This is a genomic window from Streptomyces sp. NPDC046759 (assembly GCF_040645475.1).
Taxonomy (GTDB): domain Bacteria; phylum Actinomycetota; class Actinomycetes; order Streptomycetales; family Streptomycetaceae; genus Streptomyces.
The window spans coordinates 176129-192705 of the sequence record NZ_JBEYYJ010000006.1 but is presented as its reverse complement, the minus strand read 5'-3'; the positions used below and the strand labels follow the sequence as shown (position 1 = coordinate 192705).

14 protein-coding genes and 1 pseudogene are annotated in these 16577 nt (G+C 72.9%); 7 read left to right on the top strand and 8 right to left on the bottom strand.

Annotated features, from left to right (window positions below; translation table 11 throughout):
• Positions 1-140: 140 nt before the first annotated feature.
• On the top strand, positions 141-1220 hold the full coding sequence (locus tag ABZ919_RS10890) for a helix-turn-helix domain-containing protein (RefSeq protein WP_361245387.1): 1080 nt from the start codon (positions 141-143) through the stop codon (positions 1218-1220).
• A 186-nt stretch (positions 1221-1406) separates the two neighbouring features.
• On the opposite strand, the gene ABZ919_RS10885 is transcribed toward ABZ919_RS10890, so the two are convergent.
• Positions 1407-2354: an MIP family channel protein gene (locus ABZ919_RS10885; RefSeq protein ID WP_361245385.1), complete on the bottom strand. Its 948-nt coding sequence runs from the start codon at positions 2352-2354 to the stop codon at positions 1407-1409.
• 105 nt (positions 2355-2459) lie between these two features.
• Positions 2460-3125: an SDR family NAD(P)-dependent oxidoreductase gene (locus ABZ919_RS10880; protein ID WP_361245382.1), complete on the bottom strand. Its 666-nt coding sequence runs from the start codon at positions 3123-3125 to the stop codon at positions 2460-2462.
• Positions 3126-3346: 221 nt separating this feature from the next.
• On the opposite strand from ABZ919_RS10880, the pseudogene ctaD reads away from it, so the two are divergent.
• Both ctaD and ABZ919_RS10870 read left to right on the top strand, forming a co-directional pair.
• Positions 3347-5008: pseudogene (gene ctaD / locus ABZ919_RS10875) on the top strand (cytochrome c oxidase subunit I); the annotation flags it as partial.
• 53 nt (positions 5009-5061) lie between these two features.
• The gene (locus ABZ919_RS10870) at positions 5062-5406 is read left to right on the top strand and encodes a cytochrome C oxidase subunit I (protein ID WP_361245379.1); all 345 of its coding nucleotides are present in this window, start codon (positions 5062-5064) and stop codon (positions 5404-5406) included.
• A 55-nt stretch (positions 5407-5461) separates the two neighbouring features.
• On the opposite strand, the gene ABZ919_RS10865 is transcribed toward ABZ919_RS10870, so the two are convergent.
• Positions 5462-6169, bottom strand: a complete 708-nt coding sequence (locus ABZ919_RS10865) for a DUF6445 family protein (RefSeq protein WP_361245376.1) — start codon at positions 6167-6169, stop codon at positions 5462-5464.
• Between the two features lie 266 nt (positions 6170-6435).
• Here ABZ919_RS10865 and ABZ919_RS10860 point away from each other — a divergent pair, with 266 nt between their 5' ends.
• Positions 6436-7176 (top strand): DUF4142 domain-containing protein, encoded by a 741-nt coding sequence (locus ABZ919_RS10860; RefSeq protein ID WP_361245761.1) that lies wholly within the window; start codon positions 6436-6438, stop codon positions 7174-7176.
• A gap of 69 nt (positions 7177-7245) precedes the next feature.
• Here the strand turns inward: ABZ919_RS10860 and ABZ919_RS10855 are convergent, their stop codons facing one another.
• From ABZ919_RS10855 to thrS, 3 genes are all read right to left on the bottom strand, one after another.
• Complete coding sequence (locus ABZ919_RS10855; protein WP_361245373.1) at positions 7246-8904, bottom strand: glycoside hydrolase family 13 protein; 1659 nt, start codon at positions 8902-8904, stop codon at positions 7246-7248.
• A 102-nt stretch (positions 8905-9006) separates the two neighbouring features.
• Positions 9007-9975: a nucleoside hydrolase gene (locus ABZ919_RS10850; RefSeq protein WP_361245369.1), complete on the bottom strand. Its 969-nt coding sequence runs from the start codon at positions 9973-9975 to the stop codon at positions 9007-9009.
• 40 nt (positions 9976-10015) lie between these two features.
• Positions 10016-11242, bottom strand: coding sequence for a threonine--tRNA ligase (gene thrS, locus ABZ919_RS10845; RefSeq protein ID WP_361245366.1), 1227 nt, complete (start codon positions 11240-11242; stop codon positions 10016-10018).
• Between the two features lie 316 nt (positions 11243-11558).
• Between thrS and ABZ919_RS10840 the strand changes: the two genes are divergently transcribed.
• A complete protein-coding gene (locus ABZ919_RS10840; RefSeq protein WP_361245363.1) occupies positions 11559-12344 on the top strand; it encodes a hypothetical protein in 786 nt (261 codons plus the stop codon).
• Positions 12345-12354: 10 nt separating this feature from the next.
• Here ABZ919_RS10840 and ABZ919_RS10835 read toward each other — a convergent pair whose 3' ends face one another.
• On the bottom strand, positions 12355-13698 hold the full coding sequence (locus ABZ919_RS10835; RefSeq protein ID WP_361245360.1) for a tetratricopeptide repeat protein: 1344 nt from the start codon (positions 13696-13698) through the stop codon (positions 12355-12357).
• 113 nt (positions 13699-13811) lie between these two features.
• Between ABZ919_RS10835 and ABZ919_RS10830 the strand changes: the two genes are divergently transcribed.
• Entirely contained in the window at positions 13812-13994 is a 183-nt protein-coding gene (locus ABZ919_RS10830; protein ID WP_361245357.1) for a hypothetical protein, read from the top strand.
• 92 nt (positions 13995-14086) lie between these two features.
• Entirely contained in the window at positions 14087-15328 is a 1242-nt protein-coding gene (locus ABZ919_RS10825; RefSeq protein WP_361245354.1) for an amidohydrolase, read from the top strand.
• 48 nt (positions 15329-15376) lie between these two features.
• On the opposite strand, the gene ABZ919_RS10820 is transcribed toward ABZ919_RS10825, so the two are convergent.
• Entirely contained in the window at positions 15377-16507 is a 1131-nt protein-coding gene (locus tag ABZ919_RS10820; protein ID WP_361245351.1) for a hypothetical protein, read from the bottom strand.
• Positions 16508-16577 lie beyond the last annotated feature (70 nt).

The following is a 16577-nucleotide window of genomic DNA, read 5'->3' as shown; positions in this document are numbered from 1 at the left end:
GATGGTGCGGCAGCGGACACCCATGCGCATTGCCGGTTTCAGGCAGTGTTCACTAGGGTCTTCATGCCGGACATGCGCTAGGAAAGCGTCACCGGCGCGTCAAGATCGCGGGCGCTCGGGGGCACGGGGGACGGGGCGGCATGGGGGATCGGCACGACAGACGTGATGTGTCCGAGGACTATCTGGACGGGTTCGCCCGGACGCTGGCCGAGGTGTCGGCCACCGGCCGACGGCTGACCAGGGAGGAACTGAAGGCCCGGCGCGCCCTGGGCGAGCAGGCGGCCGAGGCCGGGCACGGCCTGCGCGAGCTCGTGGTCGCCCACCTGGCCGCCACCCGCGCCGGCTGGCCGGCCGTCCCGCACGCGGCCGAGAGCGGGCTGGCCACACTGGCCGCCGTCGAACAGGCGATCGACGCGTTCGCCGAGGGCTACGAGCGCGCCCAACGGATCGCCGTGCGGCGCGAGGAGACCGCGCGCCGGGAGTTCATCGACGACCTGCTGTACGGCCGCAGCGACCTGGGACGCCTGGCCGAACGGGCCGAACGCTTCGGCCTCCGGCTCTCCCGGGCGCACGCGGTGGCCGTCGCCGAGTGCTCGTCCGCCTACGTCGAGGGCAACCCGGTCGCCCGCCGGGTCGAGGCCTCCGTACTCACCCGCTTCGACTCCCGCAGCATCCTGCTCACCACGAAGAACGGCCGGCTGCTGTGCGTCGCGCCGGGTGACGAGGACGAGATCCTCCTCCACTTCGCCCAGCAGGCGTACGCGGCGACGGACGGCTGCCGGGTCGCGATCGGCCGCCCGCAGCACGGCGCCGGCGGGGTCGTGCAGTCGTACGAGGAGGCCCTTGCCGCGCTGGAGATGGCGGACCGGCTCCAACTGCCCGGGCCGGTGCTGCGCGCCGCCGACCTGCTCGTCTACCCGGTGCTCGCCAGGGACCGGCAGGCCCTGGTCGACCTGGTGTCGCACACCCTCGGCCCGCTCGCCCAAGCCCGCGGCGGGGCCGTACCCCTGCTGGACACGCTCGGCGCCTACTTCGACTCCGGCTGCGTGGCCGCCGAGGCCGCCCGCCGCCTCTCCCTGAGCGTCCGCGCACTCACCTACCGCCTGGAACGCATCCACAAACTCACCGGCGCGGACCCGGCCGACCCCGCGCACCGCTACATGCTCCAGACGGCCGTGATCGGCGCCCGCCTGCTGGACTGGCCGAACCGGCCGCTGTGAGAGCACGGGGAAGGCGACGGACGCCCGAAGGGCGCGGGAGGCGCCCGCCGCCCTGCTGAGCCCGACCGGAGCCCGACCGCCTCCCTGGTGCCGATGCGGCCCGGCGCCCACCACGGCGGAGTGACACGCCGGTTCAGCCGCCACCGCGTCACCGGCCGCCCGGCCGGCCCCGAAGTGCCCGCAGGCCTACTCCTCGTCGGCGGTGCGCACCTGCGTGGCCCGCCCCGGCTCCGGCAGCTCGGCCATCTCCGCCCGGACCAGCAGGACGTCACCGATGAAGAGGTCGTACACGATGATCCCGATCACTCCGCCGATCAGCGGCCCGACGATCGGGATCCACCAGAAGCCGCTGTACGTGCCGGAGACGCTGCCCGGGAACGCCAGACTGCCCCAGCCCTCCGCGTAGGTGAGCAGGCGCGGCCCGAAGTCGCGGGCCGGGTTGATGGCATAGCCCGCGTTGGCGCCGTAGGACATGCCGATGGCGACGACGACGAATCCCACGACCAGTGGCGCGAGGTTGGCCTTCACCGCCTGGTTGCGCAGGTCGAGGACGGCCCCGATCAGCATGAGCAGGAACGCCGTGCCGACGATCTGGTCGATCAGCGGCCCCCAGATGCCGCCGTGGAAGTACGCCGCCGGGAAGGTGGCGAAGATGGAGAAGGTCGCGTTCGTGTGCCCGTTCACCTTCGGTCCCGGCGCAATCTGGTCGTACGCGTTGATCGCATCGTGGTAGACGAGGTAGACGAGCGCCGCGCCGGTGAACGCGCCTACGACCTGCGCGCACCAGTACGGCAGGACCTTGGCCCAGGAGAAACCGCGGCGCACCGCCATGGCCAGTGTCACCGCCGGGTTGAGGTGGGCGCCGCTGACGCCGCCGGCCACGTACACGCCGAAGACGACGGCGAACCCCCAGCCCCAGCAGATCAGCAGCCAGTCGCCGGCCGCCAGGAAGATCGTGGTGGGCGTCGCCGCCCGGCCGGAACCGGGCAGCGAGGCGACCGCCATCGCGACGACACCGCAACCGAAGCAGATGAGCACGAAGGTCCCGAGGAACTCGGCGGCGCACTCACCCAGCAGCCCGCCCCGGCTCCTGAGCCGGGCGGGTTTGATGATCGCGGGGATATCGACAGCCATGGAGGCCCCCTCGAAGAGAGCAATGCGGCCAGCATCCCCATATTGACCTACGAACACCCACCCCGCAGGTTGACGGTGCCCAGTCAGCGAGCCGGTCCGTGCGGCTCAGCTGCCGAGGTCGTCGGCGAAGTGCCGGAAGCCGCGCCGGTCCCGGTGCAGGCCCCACAGCGTCTCCGCGAGCACGGCCGGATCCTTGCGGACATGCCCCGGAGTGATCGCCCCGGGAATCACGAGCTGCGCCACATGGATGCCCTCCGACGCGAGCCGCTCGTGCAGCAGATGGCCGTAGGCGCTCTCGGCGGCGAACGCGATGGACGTCCCGGCCCGCTCGGTGTGCGGTACGACGGCGGTCCCGCCGTTGACGAACAGGATCGTCCCGCGCCCCAGCCGGCGCATCCCCGGCAGCACCTGCTGCACGGCGGCGACGGCCCCGTACACGGAGAACTCGATGGGCCCGACGAGATCCCGGTGCCGGGTCTCCAGCACCGGCCGCATGAAGTCCCGGTGCGGCACCGGACTGTACTGCAGCACCTCCACGGACCCCAGCTCGCCCGCCGCCCGCTCCAGCGCGCCGGCCAGTTCCTCAGGCCTGCGCACGTCGGCGGCGAACCCCCGGGCGGCGACGCCGCTCTCGCCGAGGTCCCGCACCAGCGCGTCCAGCCGGTCCCGGTCCCGGGCGACGAGGGCCACCGTGAACCCCTCCCGTCCGAACCGCCGCGCGACAGCGGTCCCGAGCCCCGGCCCGGCGCCCACAATGGCGATACTGCTCATGCCTGCATCCGTACCGCGCCCCACGCCGCCCCACACACGAAGCGTGCGCGGACTCCGTCAGGGCCAGGCAGCGGGGCTGCTGGGCCGTTCGGGTGCATCCCTCACACGTTCGGCCGCGCGTCGGCCGCTCAGGGCGCCGCATCCGCCGTCCCGCAGCGAGGATGGCGGATAGCCGACGTCATGGCGTGCGCGGACCGCGAGCATCAGGAGACGGACGAGTTGTGAGCATCCTCAACGAACCCCATGGTTCCGCTGCACCCGAGGACGCCTACGAGCGCGAGGTGCCGCTCAGGGGCAGGCAGCCGGGCAACGTCGTGGTGAAGTGGCTGACGACCACCGACCACAAGACGATCGGCACGCTGTATCTGGGGACGTCCTTCGCGTTCTTCCTGGCCGGCGGCCTGATGGCGCTGATCATCCGCGCCGAGCTGGCCCGGCCGGGCCTGCAGATCGTCTCCAAGGAGCAGTACAACCAGCTGTTCACGATGCACGGCACCGTGATGCTGCTGATGTTCGCGACACCCCTGTTCGCCGGCTTCACCAACTGGATCATGCCGCTGCAGATCGGCGCGCCCGACGTGGCGTTCCCGCGGCTGAACATGTTCGCCTACTGGCTGTACCTGTTCGGCTCGCTCATCGCGGTGGGCGGCTTCCTCACCCCGGACGGCGCGGCCGACTTCGGCTGGTTCGCCTACGCCCCCCTGTCCGATGCGAGGTTCTCCATCGGCCTGGGTCCGAATCTGTGGATCTTGGGTCTGGCCTTCTCCGGCTTCGGCACGATCCTCGGCTCGGTCAACTTCATCACGACGATCATCTGCATGCGTGCCCCCGGCATGACGATGTTCCGCATGCCGATCTTCGTGTGGAACGTGCTGCTGACCGCCGTCCTGGTCCTGCTCGCATTCCCGGTGCTGGCCGCCGCGCTGTTCGCCCTGGCGGCGGACCGCATCTTCGGCGCCCACGTCTACGATCCGGCCAACGGCGGAGCGCTGCTGTGGCAACACCTCTTCTGGTTCTTCGGCCATCCGGAGGTGTACATCATCGCGCTGCCGTTCTTCGGCATCGTCTCCGAGGTCATCCCGGTGTTCTCCCGCAAGCCGATGTTCGGCTACATGGGCCTGATCGCGGCGACCATCTCGATCGCCGGTCTGTCCGCGACGGTGTGGGCCCACCACATGTACGTCACCGGCGGGGTCCTGCTGCCGTTCTTCTCCTTCATGACGTTCCTGATCGCCGTACCGACCGGGGTGAAGTTCTTCAACTGGATCGGCACGATGTGGAAGGGCAGTCTCTCCTTCGAGACGCCGATGCTCTGGGCGACCGGCTTCCTCGTCACCTTCCTCTTCGGTGGTCTGACCGGTGTCATCCTGGCCTCACCGCCGATGGACTTCCACGTCTCCGACTCGTACTTCGTGGTGGCCCACTTCCACTACGTCGTCTTCGGCACCGTGGTGTTCGCGATGTTTGCCGGATTCCACTTCTGGTGGCCGAAGATGACCGGCAAGATGCTGGACGAGCGCCTCGGCAAGATCACCTTCTGGACGCTGTTCATCGGCTTCCACGGCACCTTCCTCGTCCAGCACTGGCTGGGCGCCGAGGGCATGCCGCGCCGCTACGCCGACTACCTGGCGGCCGACGGCTTCACCGCCCTGAACACGGTCTCGACGATCGCCTCGTTCCTGCTCGGCCTGTCGATGCTGCCGTTCCTCTACAACGTGTGGAAGACGGCCAAGTACGGCAAGCCGGTCGAGGTGGACGACCCCTGGGGCTTCGGCCGCTCGCTGGAGTGGGCGACGTCCTGCCCGCCGCCGCGGCACAACTTCGTCACCCTGCCGCGGATCCGCAGCGAGTCCCCGGCCTTCGACCTGCACCACCCCGACATCGCCATGCAGGAGCACGCGTTCGCCGCCCCGTCGCCCACCGGCCGAGGACAGGTGTGAGCGGTCCGGCGAGGCAGGGCGCCGGGGACGCGCTCGCCAACGAGGTCGAGGGGTACCTGCTGTGGCAGGCCCGGATCGCCGAGGCGGAGCAGCGGGCACGGGAGTTCACCGGGCCGCTGGAATGGCTCACCACCGCGCAGCGCGAGGAGATCGAGCACCGCTACACCGCCGACAGCCTCGCCCGGGCCCGCGCCGACCTGGAACGCATCGCGGCGCGCTGCGCGTCCCTGCGTGCCGAGTACGAACACCGCTACCAGGAGCTGTGCCGCCGCTGCGTGGCCCTCACACTCGCCGTGTGCGCCGGCTGCACCGCCCTGGTGACGCTGCTGCTGGTCCTGTGACCGCCTGACGAAACGGCCGTACGCCGGTCGGGCCACCCAAACGGCCGTACCCCGGTCAGGCCATCCAGAAGAACACCGCCGTCATCCGCTTCTCCTCCAGGGTGGTGCCGCAGTAGCCGGTCGCGCTGTGCACGAGGTTGGCGTTGTAGAGGAGCAGGCGGTTGTACCTGTGCGGCACCCGGACGTCCTCCTCGAAGTGGTCACCCGGCACGAACCGGGTGCCCAGGGCCTCGACGAGGTTGTTGTGCGGGGCCTGGACGATGTTGCCGCCGAGCCGGCCGCCGGGCAGCGACTGGCGGTAGAAGGCGGTGCCGCAGTCCTTGGGCACGCCGCGGTTGAGGTAGAGCACGGCCGCGTACCGGCACAGCGCGCGGGAGTCGGTGTGCGGGCGGGGCTCGCTCTCGCCCTCTCCGACGACCTGGACGCAGTTGTGGTTCAGGGTGCCGCCGCCGGGCGCCTGCTGCACCCACAGTTCCTTCGCACCGGTGGCCTGCTTCACCAGCCGCTCGACCCGCGCGAGTTCGCCGGGCTCCAGCCCGGGCATGGCGCGCAGGCCGGGCCAGGTCTCGGAGGTGTACGGGTAGCCCTTGACCCAGTCGTCCTTGGCCAGGCACCGCTCACGTACGGCGTCGGCCTCGGGCAGGACGTCGTCGAAGACCCAGTAGTCGCGGCCCTTGGTGGGCTTGCGGTAGGGCAGGACGGGAAGGGAGGCGGGAGCCGGGGGCCGGGACGCGGGCATGCGGGGCGGTGGCTGTGGGGGCATGCGGCGAATCTAGGACCGGTTTTCGTCCGCCTTCTCCCGAGGACGGGTCAACCTTTCGCCAACCATCTGTCATGTACACCAAAGCTTGGCAATCGGCCCGCCCGCCCCGCTTGTTGATGTTTCTTTACCCGGACCGCAGAGACGAACCGCTCCCCCGTACGTACTGCTGTGCGTCCGAACCGTCCCGCGTCGTCATCGTGGGCGGGATCCACGACCGGGCAGGAGGCACGGTGCGCTTTTCGCGGAACGCGACGGGAACTCTCTTCGTGGGCGGTGCGATGGCCATGACGCTCGCGGCCCTCGCCTATCCGAGCATGCTCGGTCTGACGAAGGCCACCACCGCCCAGGACCGTGTCATCGCCAACACCCAGTGGGGTCCGCTCACCGAGCAGGACCGGGACTTCGTGGTGAAGGTGCGGGCCGCCGGTCTGTGGGAGTACCCGGTGGGCCAGATGGGGCTGCAGAAGGGCAGCACACCGGGCGTCATCACGGCCAGCAAGCACCTGGTCGACGGGCACGCGGCGCTGGACACCACCTGCCGCAAGATCGCTCCGATGCTGAACATCACGCTGCCCGACCTCCCGAGCCCCCAGCAGCAGGGCTTCGTCAGCCAGTTGAAGGCGGACAGCGGGAAGAAGTTCGACAGCGACTTCGCCAACATCCTGCGGATGACGCACGGCGCGATCTTCAACACCATCTCGAAGATCCGGTCCACGACCAAGAACTCGCTGGTGCGTGCCCTCGCCGACCAGGCCAACAACACCGTGCTGGACCACATGACGGTGATGGAGAAGACCGGCTTCGTCGACTTCGACCAGACGATCTTCCAGCAGACGACCCCGCCGAAGCTGCCCGCCTCCGACCTGACCCCGCCGCCCCCGGCCGCCGGCCAGCCGGAGGTGGTGCTCACTCCGCCGCCCAACCCCACGTCGACGCCGGTCGACCTGAGCGGACTGCTCGGCGGCAACGCTCCGGCAGCGCCCAGCCCCGGCCCGACGGGCGGCTGACCGCGCCGCGAAGGGAACCGCGACCAGCCACGACGACGCCGCGCGCGATCGGACGGCGGGCAGCGGTGCTCAGGCGAGCCAGACAGTCGTGTCGGGAGGCAGGGTCCGGCTGTCGGGCAGCGGCGTACTCGCCAGCAGCACCTCCCCCGGCGGCAGCGGCGCAGCCGCCCCGCCGAGGTTGGTCACACAGCGCCAGCTGCCGGAGCGGGTGAAGTCCAGGACGCCGGCGGGGGCGTCCGGCGCCCACGTCAGCGTCTCGCCCTCCAGCAGTTTGCGGCGCAGCCGCAGGGCGGCGCGGTACAGCTCCAGCGTCGAGCCCTCCGTCCCCGTCTGCGCCTCGACGGCGTACGCCGCGAAGGACGGCGGCTGCGGCAGCCAGGCGCCACCGGGCCCGAAGCCGTACGACGGCCCGCCCGCCGTCCAGGGCAGCGGCACCCGGCAGCCGTCGCGGCCCTTGCGGACATGCCCGGTCTGCTCCCAGATCGGATCCTGGAGCACCTCGGTGGGCAGGTCGGCGACCTCGGGCAGACCGAGTTCCTCGCCCTGGTAGAGGTACGACGACCCGGGCAGCGCGAGCATGAGGAGGGTGGCGGCGCGGGCCCGGCGCAGACCCGCCTCCGCGTCGATCGCGGGCGCGGTGCCCCCGGACAGCAGCCAGGCAGCGGGGTCGGTGCCGGGCGGGAGCATCAGGCGGGAGGCGTGACGTACGACGTCGTGGTTGGACAGCACCCAGGTGGCGGCGGCACCGGCGGCCTGCGCGCAGGCCAGCTCGTCGGCGATGGCCCGGCGCAGCTCACCGGCATCCCAACGCGTCTCCAGGTACTCGAAGTTGAACGCCTGGCCGAGTTCGTCCGGGCGGGCGTACAGCGCGCGGCGGGCGCCCGGGACCCAGGCTTCGGCGACGGCGCTGCGCGGCGGGCGGTAGGCGTCGAGGACCTTGCGCCAGTCCCGGTAGATCTCGTGGACCTCGTCGCGGTCCCAGTACGGGTGGCTGCCCGGCTCCACGAGCGGCAGGGCCGTCTCGCCCGTGGCGCCGATGTCGCCGACGTCCCGCAGCGGTTCGGTGAGGTCCTTGGCGAGGCCGTGCGCGACGTCGACGCGGAAGCCGTCGACACCCCGGTCGGCCCAGAAGCGCAGGGTCCTGCGGAAGTCGCCGCGGACCTCCTCGTTGTCCCAGTTGAGGTCGGGCTGTTCGGGGGCGAAGAGGTGCAGGAACCACTCGCCGTCGGACGTCCGCTTCCAGGCGCTGCCGCCGAAGACGGACTGCCAGTCCGTGGGCGGGAGTTCGCCGTGCGCACCCCGGCCCGGCCGGAACACGTAGCGGTCGCGGGCCGGTGAGCCGGGGGCGGCGCGCAGGGCCTCCTGGAACCACGGGTGCCGGTGCGAGGTGTGGTTCGGGACGACGTCGACGACGACCTTCAGACCGAGCCGGTGCGCCTCGGCGACCAGCGCGTCGAAGTCGTCCAGGGTGCCCAGACGCGGGTCGACGTCCCGGTGGTCGGCGACGTCGTAGCCGCCGTCGGCCAGTTCCGAGGGGTAGAAGGGGCTCAGCCACAGGGCGTCGACACCGAGGGCGGCGAGGTGGTTCAGGCGCTGGGTGATGCCGCGCAGGTCACCGAGGCCGTCACCGTCCGCGTCGGCGAAGCTGCGGGGGTACACCTGGTAGATGACGGCCCGGCGCCACCAGTCGGGGTTCTTGGAGGAGAGGTCCGGCGAGCGGTCCGCCATGCGGGCTCCCTTCGGAAAGGACGACAGTACAGAGAATCTGTCCACATTGCCCGGAAAGGGAACCTTCGGTGCGGGGACGCGCCCGTTGTGGCGCAACGCGGCCTAGGGGCGCTCCACCGCCTCCAGGTACAGCTTCACGTAACGGTCCACGTCGACCTCCAACGCCACGTCGACCAGGGTCTGTTCGCGCCTGCCCTCGTGGATCTCGGACTCGCCGGGGCGCGGGCGGCGGTCGACTACCGTCTGGCCCCGGGTCGGGCCGGGGGCGAGGGAGACCTCGACCGGGAGGAGGCGGGTGGTGATGCCCTGCGGGTCGGCGACCGCGCAGACCGCGCCCGCGTCGCCGAGGCCGCCCGCCTCCTCCGCCTGCGGGGCCTCGCCCTGCGCGGTCGGCCGGTGGGCGAGGAGATCGCCGGCCAGGCGGGTGCCGGGGTCGCTGCTCGCGCGCAGCCGGTGGACCTCGGGTGCGGGCACGACGACCTGCCTGAAGACGTCCAGGCCGTACATCGTGATCGGTACACCGGCCGTGAGCAGGACCGCCGCCGCCTCCGGGTCGTGCCAGACGTTGAACTCCGCGACCGGCGTGGCGTTCCCGGTGGCCACCGCGCCGCCCATGAAGACGATCCGCTCGATGTTGCGGGTCACCTCCGGGTGGGTGCGCAGCAGCAGGGCGATGTTCGTCAGAGGTGCGGTCGGGATCAGGGTGACCGGACGCGGCGAGGCCAGGATCTCGCGGTGCAGCAGCGTGACGGCGTCCACCGCCGCCGGAGCCCGGGTCGGCGCGGGCAGGCCCAGGTCGCCCATGCCGTCGGAACCGTGCACGTGCCGTGCCGAGCGGGCCGGTTCGATCAGCGGGCGTTCGGCGCCCCGGCCCACCGGGATGTCCGGGGCGCCCGCCCGCTCCAGCACGGTCAGGGTGTTGCGGACCACGCCGTCGACGTCCGTGTTCCCGGCCACGCAGGTCACCGCCCGCAGATCGAGGCCCGGATGGCGCACGGCCAGCAGCAGGGCGAGGGCGTCGTCGACCCCGGTGTCGCAGTCGATGATCACGGGATTGGGCTGACCGGTCACGGCGGACTCCTTCCGTCACGCCGACCTTAGATCAGTACGGTCACTCCCACAGGGCGGTGCCGCGCGCCGACACCCGCTGCGCGATCCGGGACAGCAGCTCCGGCACCGGCAGCCCGCCGGGCCTGCGCCCGTCCCGCAGGCGTACGGCGGCCAGCCCCGCACCGGCCTCACGGGCGCCGATCACCGCCTGGTACGGCACCAGGCGCGCGGCGCGGATGCGGGCGCCCAGGGTGCCCTCCTCGGGACCGGCGAGTTCGGCCCGCAGCCCCAGGGCGAGGGCCTCGCGGACGAGCGCCGCCGCCTGCTCCACCTGCTCCCCGGCGACCGGCAGCACGACCAGCTGGACGGGGGCCAGCCAGGCCGGGAGGGCACCGGCGTGCGCCTCGATCAGGTGGGCGACGGCCCGCTCGACGCTGCCGATGATGCTGCGGTGCACCATCACCGGGCGGTGCTTCGCGCCGTCCGCGCCGATGTAGTGCAGGTCGAAGCGGGCCGGCTGGTGGAAGTCGATCTGCACGGTGGACAGGGTGGACTCGCGGCCGGCCGGGTCGGCGATCTGCACGTCGATCTTGGGGCCGTAGAAGGCCGCCTCGCCCTCGGCCTCCTCGTGGCCGATGCCCGATTCGTCCAGCACCTGCCGCAGCAGTTCGGTCGCCCGGCGCCACAGTGCGGGGTCGGCGACGTACTCGCCGCCCTCGCCGGGCAGCGAGAGGCGGTGCCGTACGGCCTCGATGCCGAGGTCGGCGTAGGCGCGGGCGATCAGCTCCAGCGCCGCCCGTGCCTCCTGGACCGCCTGGTCGAGGGTGCAGAAGATGTGGGCGTCGTTGAGCTGGATGGCGCGCACGCGGGTCAGGCCGCCCAGGACGCCGGAGAGTTCGGCGCGGTGCATGCTGCCCAGCTCCGCGACCCGCAAGGGGAGTTCGCGGTAGCTGTGGGAGCGGGAGCGGTAGATCAGGGCGTGGTGGGGGCACAGGCTGGGACGCAGGACGACTTCCTCGGCGCCGAGTTTCATCGGCGGGTACATGTCGTCGCTGTAGTGGTCCCAGTGTCCGGAGATCTCGTACAGCTCCCGTTTGCCGAGCGCGGGCGAGTACACGTGCCGGTACCCGGCCCGGCGTTCGGCCTCCCGGATGTACTCCTCCAGGGTGTGCCGGACGACCGCGCCGTCGGGCAGCCAGTACGGCAGGCCGGCGCCCATCAGCGGATCGGTGTCGAACAGGCCGAGTTCGCGGCCGAGGCGGCGGTGGTCGGGGAGTGCGTCGTTCATGGGTGGGCTCCTCACCGAGGGAGGCGAACACCCACGCAGACGCAAGCCCCGGGGCGTTCGCCCCGGGGCTTCGATGCTGGTCAGGTGTCAGCGCGCCGGGACGGTCTCCGGCGTCGTCGTGCTCTTCGGACACTGCGGGGCGCGCTGCATAGGCCGAACGTAGCAGCCGGCGAAGCAACGGGGCGAGGCATTTGTGCGAGCCCCTCACCCGGACGGCCCGGAGCGCTGGTGGGGCGGTCGGGGCGGTGGTGGCGTGAGAGCAGGCACCGCACCGGCCCGCAGCTCAGGAGGCACCTCGATGATGTCGATGAGGTCGTTGACCGACGCGATACGCACCCGCCGCCGCCTCCGGCTCACCCTCATGGCCGCCGGTCTCATCGCCATCGGCAGCTGCGCGGCCTTCGGCCTGCACCAGCAGCAGACCGCGACCCCACCGCTGCCGGTGATCGACAAGCCGAGCCCGACGCGCAAGCCGCCCGGGCGGGGCGACGGCTCCACGCTCACCGACGAGCAGGCGCAGGCGGCACTCATCCACGAGACCGACCTCGGCGCCCCCTGGACGGCCACCCGGGGCGCGGCCACCTGGCGGGACCAGCTGCTGAAGGCGACCACCGGCGCGGGCGACTGCCAGCCGCTGCTGGACGCCCTCTACAGCGACGAACTCCTCGGCGCTCCCGCCCGCGTCGCCGTCGGCCTGGACGACGCCGACACCGACGCCCAGCTGCGCTACCAGATCGCCGCCCGCCGCCCCGCCGACGTCGACAAGGCGCTCGCCTGGCTCGGCACCATGCCGGCGCGCTGCGCCCGGTTCACCGCCACCACGCAGACCGGGATCACGGAGGACGTCCAGGTCACCGATGCCCCGCTGCCGAAGGTCGGGGACGCGCGGCAGGGCCTGCGGGTCCGCCTCGCCGCCACCGACCGGAACGGCCGGCAGGCCCTGCTCACGCTGGACGTGGCCGCCGTCCGGGTCGGCCAGGACGCGTTCGCCCTGACCAACGGCGGCCTGGGCGACGTACCGAACGACGCCACCCAGGCCGCCGTCCAGATCGGCGCGATGCGCCTGGCGGACATCCGCAGACAGGGGCGGGCCCAGGTCTGATCCGGAGGTCTCACAGCGGTGGCTGGGCCGGCGCCGGACCCAGCGTCGTCGTGCCCGGGGTCCTACGGTGGCCGAGACCCGTGCGGTAGGCGTCCAGGGCGGCCTCGACGCGGCCCGTGCGACGCAGCAGGTCGCCGAGGAGGCGGCACAGGTCGGCCAGGTCGCCGGCGGCGCCCGCGCGTTCCAGCAGGCTGAGCGCGCGGACGTAGTGCTCCTCGGCGGCCTCGGTGTCCCTGGCGTCCTCGGCGATGATGCCGAGGAGCCGGTGGGCGGCGGCGGAGTGCACCGCGCCGCGCTCGGAGGAGAAGTGCCCGAGGACGTCCTCGAGGAGTGCGGCGGCCTCGGCGGACTTCCCGCGGCGGTGCAGCACGTCGGCCAGTTCCACGGCGGCCTGGCTGCGGTACAGGGCGGCCCGGGACTCGGCGAGCATGGTGTGCGCCTGGCGCAACTCGGCCTCGGCACGCTCCAGTTCGCCGTTCTGGGCGCAGATGTAGCCGCGCATCCAGTGGCAGTTGGCCAGCTCGGTGCGCAGGCACAGCCGGCGGTACAGCTCGGCGGCCTTGGCGAGGGAGGCGTCGGCCTCGGCGACCCGGCCCTCGGCGATCAGGGTGCGGGCCACCGAGCGGTGCATCCGGGCGATGAGCGCGGGGTCGCCCGCCTGCGGCGCGAGGGCGAGCGCGAACTCGGCGGCCTGGGCTGCCCGGGCGTGCGCCCCCATGTCCATGTACGGGCCGATGACGCTGGCGTAGAGCAGCAGCAGCGCGTCGGGGTCGTGCAGTCCGCCACGGTTCAGCTCGTCGAGGGCGGACTCCAGCAGATAGACGGCGTACCGGAGTTCACCCGCCAGATAGTGCGCGACCGCGCGACCGCGGACGGCCGGCACGCGCACCGGGAGGGACGCGTCCGCGAGGTGCGCCTCGGCGCGTTCGAAGCACTCCCGGGCCCGCGTCAGTTCGCCGGTCTCCAGGGCGCACTCACCGAGCCCGATCAGCGCGCCGGCCTGCTCGGCGCCCAGCCCGTGCGTCTCGGCCTCCGTGAGCAGCGCCGCGTACCGGCCGGCGGCCTCCTCGGCCCGGCCGTCGGCGAGGACCCGGTGGGCCTCGGTGAGCCGCAGCCGCAGGTCGGTGGCGAGATGGGCGGGGCGGCCGACGGCCAGCTCCTCGAACGCCACGCCGAGCCGGCCCGCGATGTGCCGCAGCGCCTCGTCGGAGGCCCGCACCCGGCCCGCCTCCAGGGTGGAGATGTAGGCGGGTGTGTAGGCGGGCTCCGCCAGCTGCCGCTGGGTCAGCCCGCGCTGGGTGCGCAGTTGCTGTACGCGCCGTCCGATGACCGCCGGATCGTCCCGCTCGTGCATCCTGTGGTCCCCCCAACTCCCTTGGCACCTCTTGCCGTTGACCCGGCGCAGCCCCTAGGTTAAACGGCGGATTAAGTCTGCTTAATACGTCGCTGTTGTGTTGCGAGGTCGCCGTGCCCGGACGTACATCCGCACCCTACGGAAACACCAACGCACGCAGGGCCGTCGCCGCCGCGGTGATCGCCACGGCGGCCCTGCTCGTCGCGGCGAACGCGGGCCCGGCCCACGCGGCGGACACCGGACCGGCCGCCCCGGCCCGGCAGGCGGCGCCCGGCACGCAACCGGCGCGGCCCTGACCCGGGCGGTACCGCAAGCAGCCGTTCCCCGCTCGCCGGGATCCGCCCGAGGGCCCCTCCCGCCCGCCCCGCCGCAGGCCTACGCTGCGGCCATGACCTCTGCCGCCGCCCGTACCGCCCTGGACCTGACCTCCGACCTCCCGGTGACGGACCTGGAGGACCTGTACCGGGACCTGCACCGCCACCCCGAACTGTCGCTGCGCGAACACCGCACCGCCGGGACGCTGGCGGGCCGGCTGCAGGACGCCGGGTTCGAGACCACCGAGGGCGTCGGCGGCACCGGAGTCGTGGGCCGGCTGCGCAACGGTGACGGCCCGACCGTGCTGCTGCGGGCCGACATGGACGCGTTGCCGGTGCCGGAGGAGACCGGGCTGCCGTACGCCTCGCAGACGGACGGGGTGATGCACGCCTGCGGGCACGACCTGCACGTCACCTGGCTGGCGGGTGCCGCCGGCGCACTGGCCTCCGGGCGGGACGCCTGGAACGGCACCCTGCTGGTCCTCGGACAGCCCGCCGAGGAGACCGGGCAGGGCGCGACCCGGATGCTCGCGGACGGGCTGTACGAGCGGTTCGGGCGGCCCGACGTCCTGCTCGGACAGCATGCCGCCCCCGGCCCGGCGGGCCTGTACCCGCACTCACCGGGGCTGATCATGTCCGCCGCGACGGACGTCGACATCGTGGTGCACGGGCGGGGCGGGCACGGTTCGCGTCCGGAGTCGACCGTGGATCCGGTCGTCACCGCCGCCTATCTCGTCACCCGGCTGCAGACCGTCGTCTCGCGGGAGATCGCCGCGGGCGAGTCCGCGGTGCTGACCGTGGGCCGCATCGAGGCCGGCACCCGGCACAACATCATCCCGTCCCAGGCGCGGATCTCGCTGAATCTGCGCAGTCAGTCGGAGGCCGTCCGGCAGCGGATGCTCGGGGCCGTCCGGCGCATCGCGCACGGCGAGTGCCTGGCCGCCGGCTGCCCGCGCGAGCCGGAGGTCACCGTCGGCAACACCTTCCCGGTGACCGTCAACGACGCGGCCACCGACGCCTCGGTCGCCGCCGTGCACGGGGAGGTCTTCGGCGCGGGCACGGTGTTCGACCCGGGCCCGGCGATGGGCAGCGAGGACTTCCCCGAGCTGGCGCTCGGCTCGATCCCGTACTCGTACTGGTTCGTCACCACCACGCCCGCCGAGGTGTGGGACCGGGCCCCGGGCGACAGCCTTCCGGAGAAGTTCGCGGCCGTGCCGAGCAACCACAGCCCGCACTTCGCCCCCGATCTGTCCACGATCGCCCCGGGCGTGCGCACGCTCGTCTCCGGGGCCCTGGCGCTGCTGTCCGCGGCCTGACCCGACCTTCGCGCACCGAACGGGGACCGTGGCCTAGGGTGCCGTGGCCTACGGTGCCGCCTGGAGCTGCCGCAGCTGCCGCTGGACGTTCTCCAGCGCACCCTGCCGGCGCCCCGGCACCCTGAACCGCAACTCCGCGAGTGCGGCACCCAGTTCGCGGGCCGGCACCGCGTCCTTGATCCGGGTCCACTGGTGGTGCGCCCGGTCGACGGCCGCCTCCACGGCGGGCGAGTCCACCGGCTGCCCCGCGGCCAGCCGCACCCCGGCGACCGCGAGCCACGCCCGGCAGCTGCGCACGGCGTCCCCCGCGAACATGGCGAGGTCCGCACGGACCTCGGCCCAGTGCAGGGCCTCGTCTGAGGCGGGGCCCTGGGCGCGTACGGCGAGCTGCTCGTGCCGGGCCGCGATGAGATCGGCGTCTCCGTGCCGCCCGGCCTGCACGGCCGCGCTGATGACGGCGTGGGGGTCGGCGACCGGGTTCCGGGAGCGCCCGTCCGGCCGGCCGGGACCGGTGGGCGGATGCGCGAGCGGGTGCCCGGGGGCGAAGCCGCCGGGCACGGCCAGCACCAGGTCCCGGCCCGCGCCTGCCTCGGCGACCCGGGCCGACGCCTGCTCGTGCAACGCCGCGAGCGGCGGACGGTGACCGCTCCGCAACAGCGTCGCCACGGCCTTCATGTACGCCGGCTCGGCCGGGCCCCGCCGGCCGGGCGCGGGCGCGACGCGTCCGTACACGGCGGCGTTGGGACCGCAGTCCAGTCCCCGCTCGGCGACCTGGCCGAAGGCCTCCGCATTCGCGTGCAGATCCACCACGAGCGCCGTGTCCGCGGCGGAGCGCAGCCGCAGCTCCTCCCGGATCCAGTGCCAGGGCAGCGCGGTGTAGCGGACGGTGGCGGCGGTGGTGCGCGCCAGCGCCAGGTGCGGCAGCCGCTGCCGGCGGTCCAGCTGGAGCTGTCCGGCGATGTACACGGTCAGCGGTCCGGGCGCGGCCGCGGCGGCGCGCAGACGTGTGAGCACGGCCTGCGGCTCCAACGGGTCGGCGAGCTCGACGACGTTGGCGGTCTCGGTGCCGGACAGCACGGCGGGGGCGACGGCGGCCAGCACCGGCAGCACACCGGCCGCGTCCACCAGGCGTCCCCGCCCCAGCGGCGAGGCCGCGAGCAGCAGCACGGTTCCGGGCATCGTCCCTCCCCCCCTGCCGACCCTGGTCGGCTCTCCAGCCAGCACCGTAACCGCTGCGGCTGCAAACCGG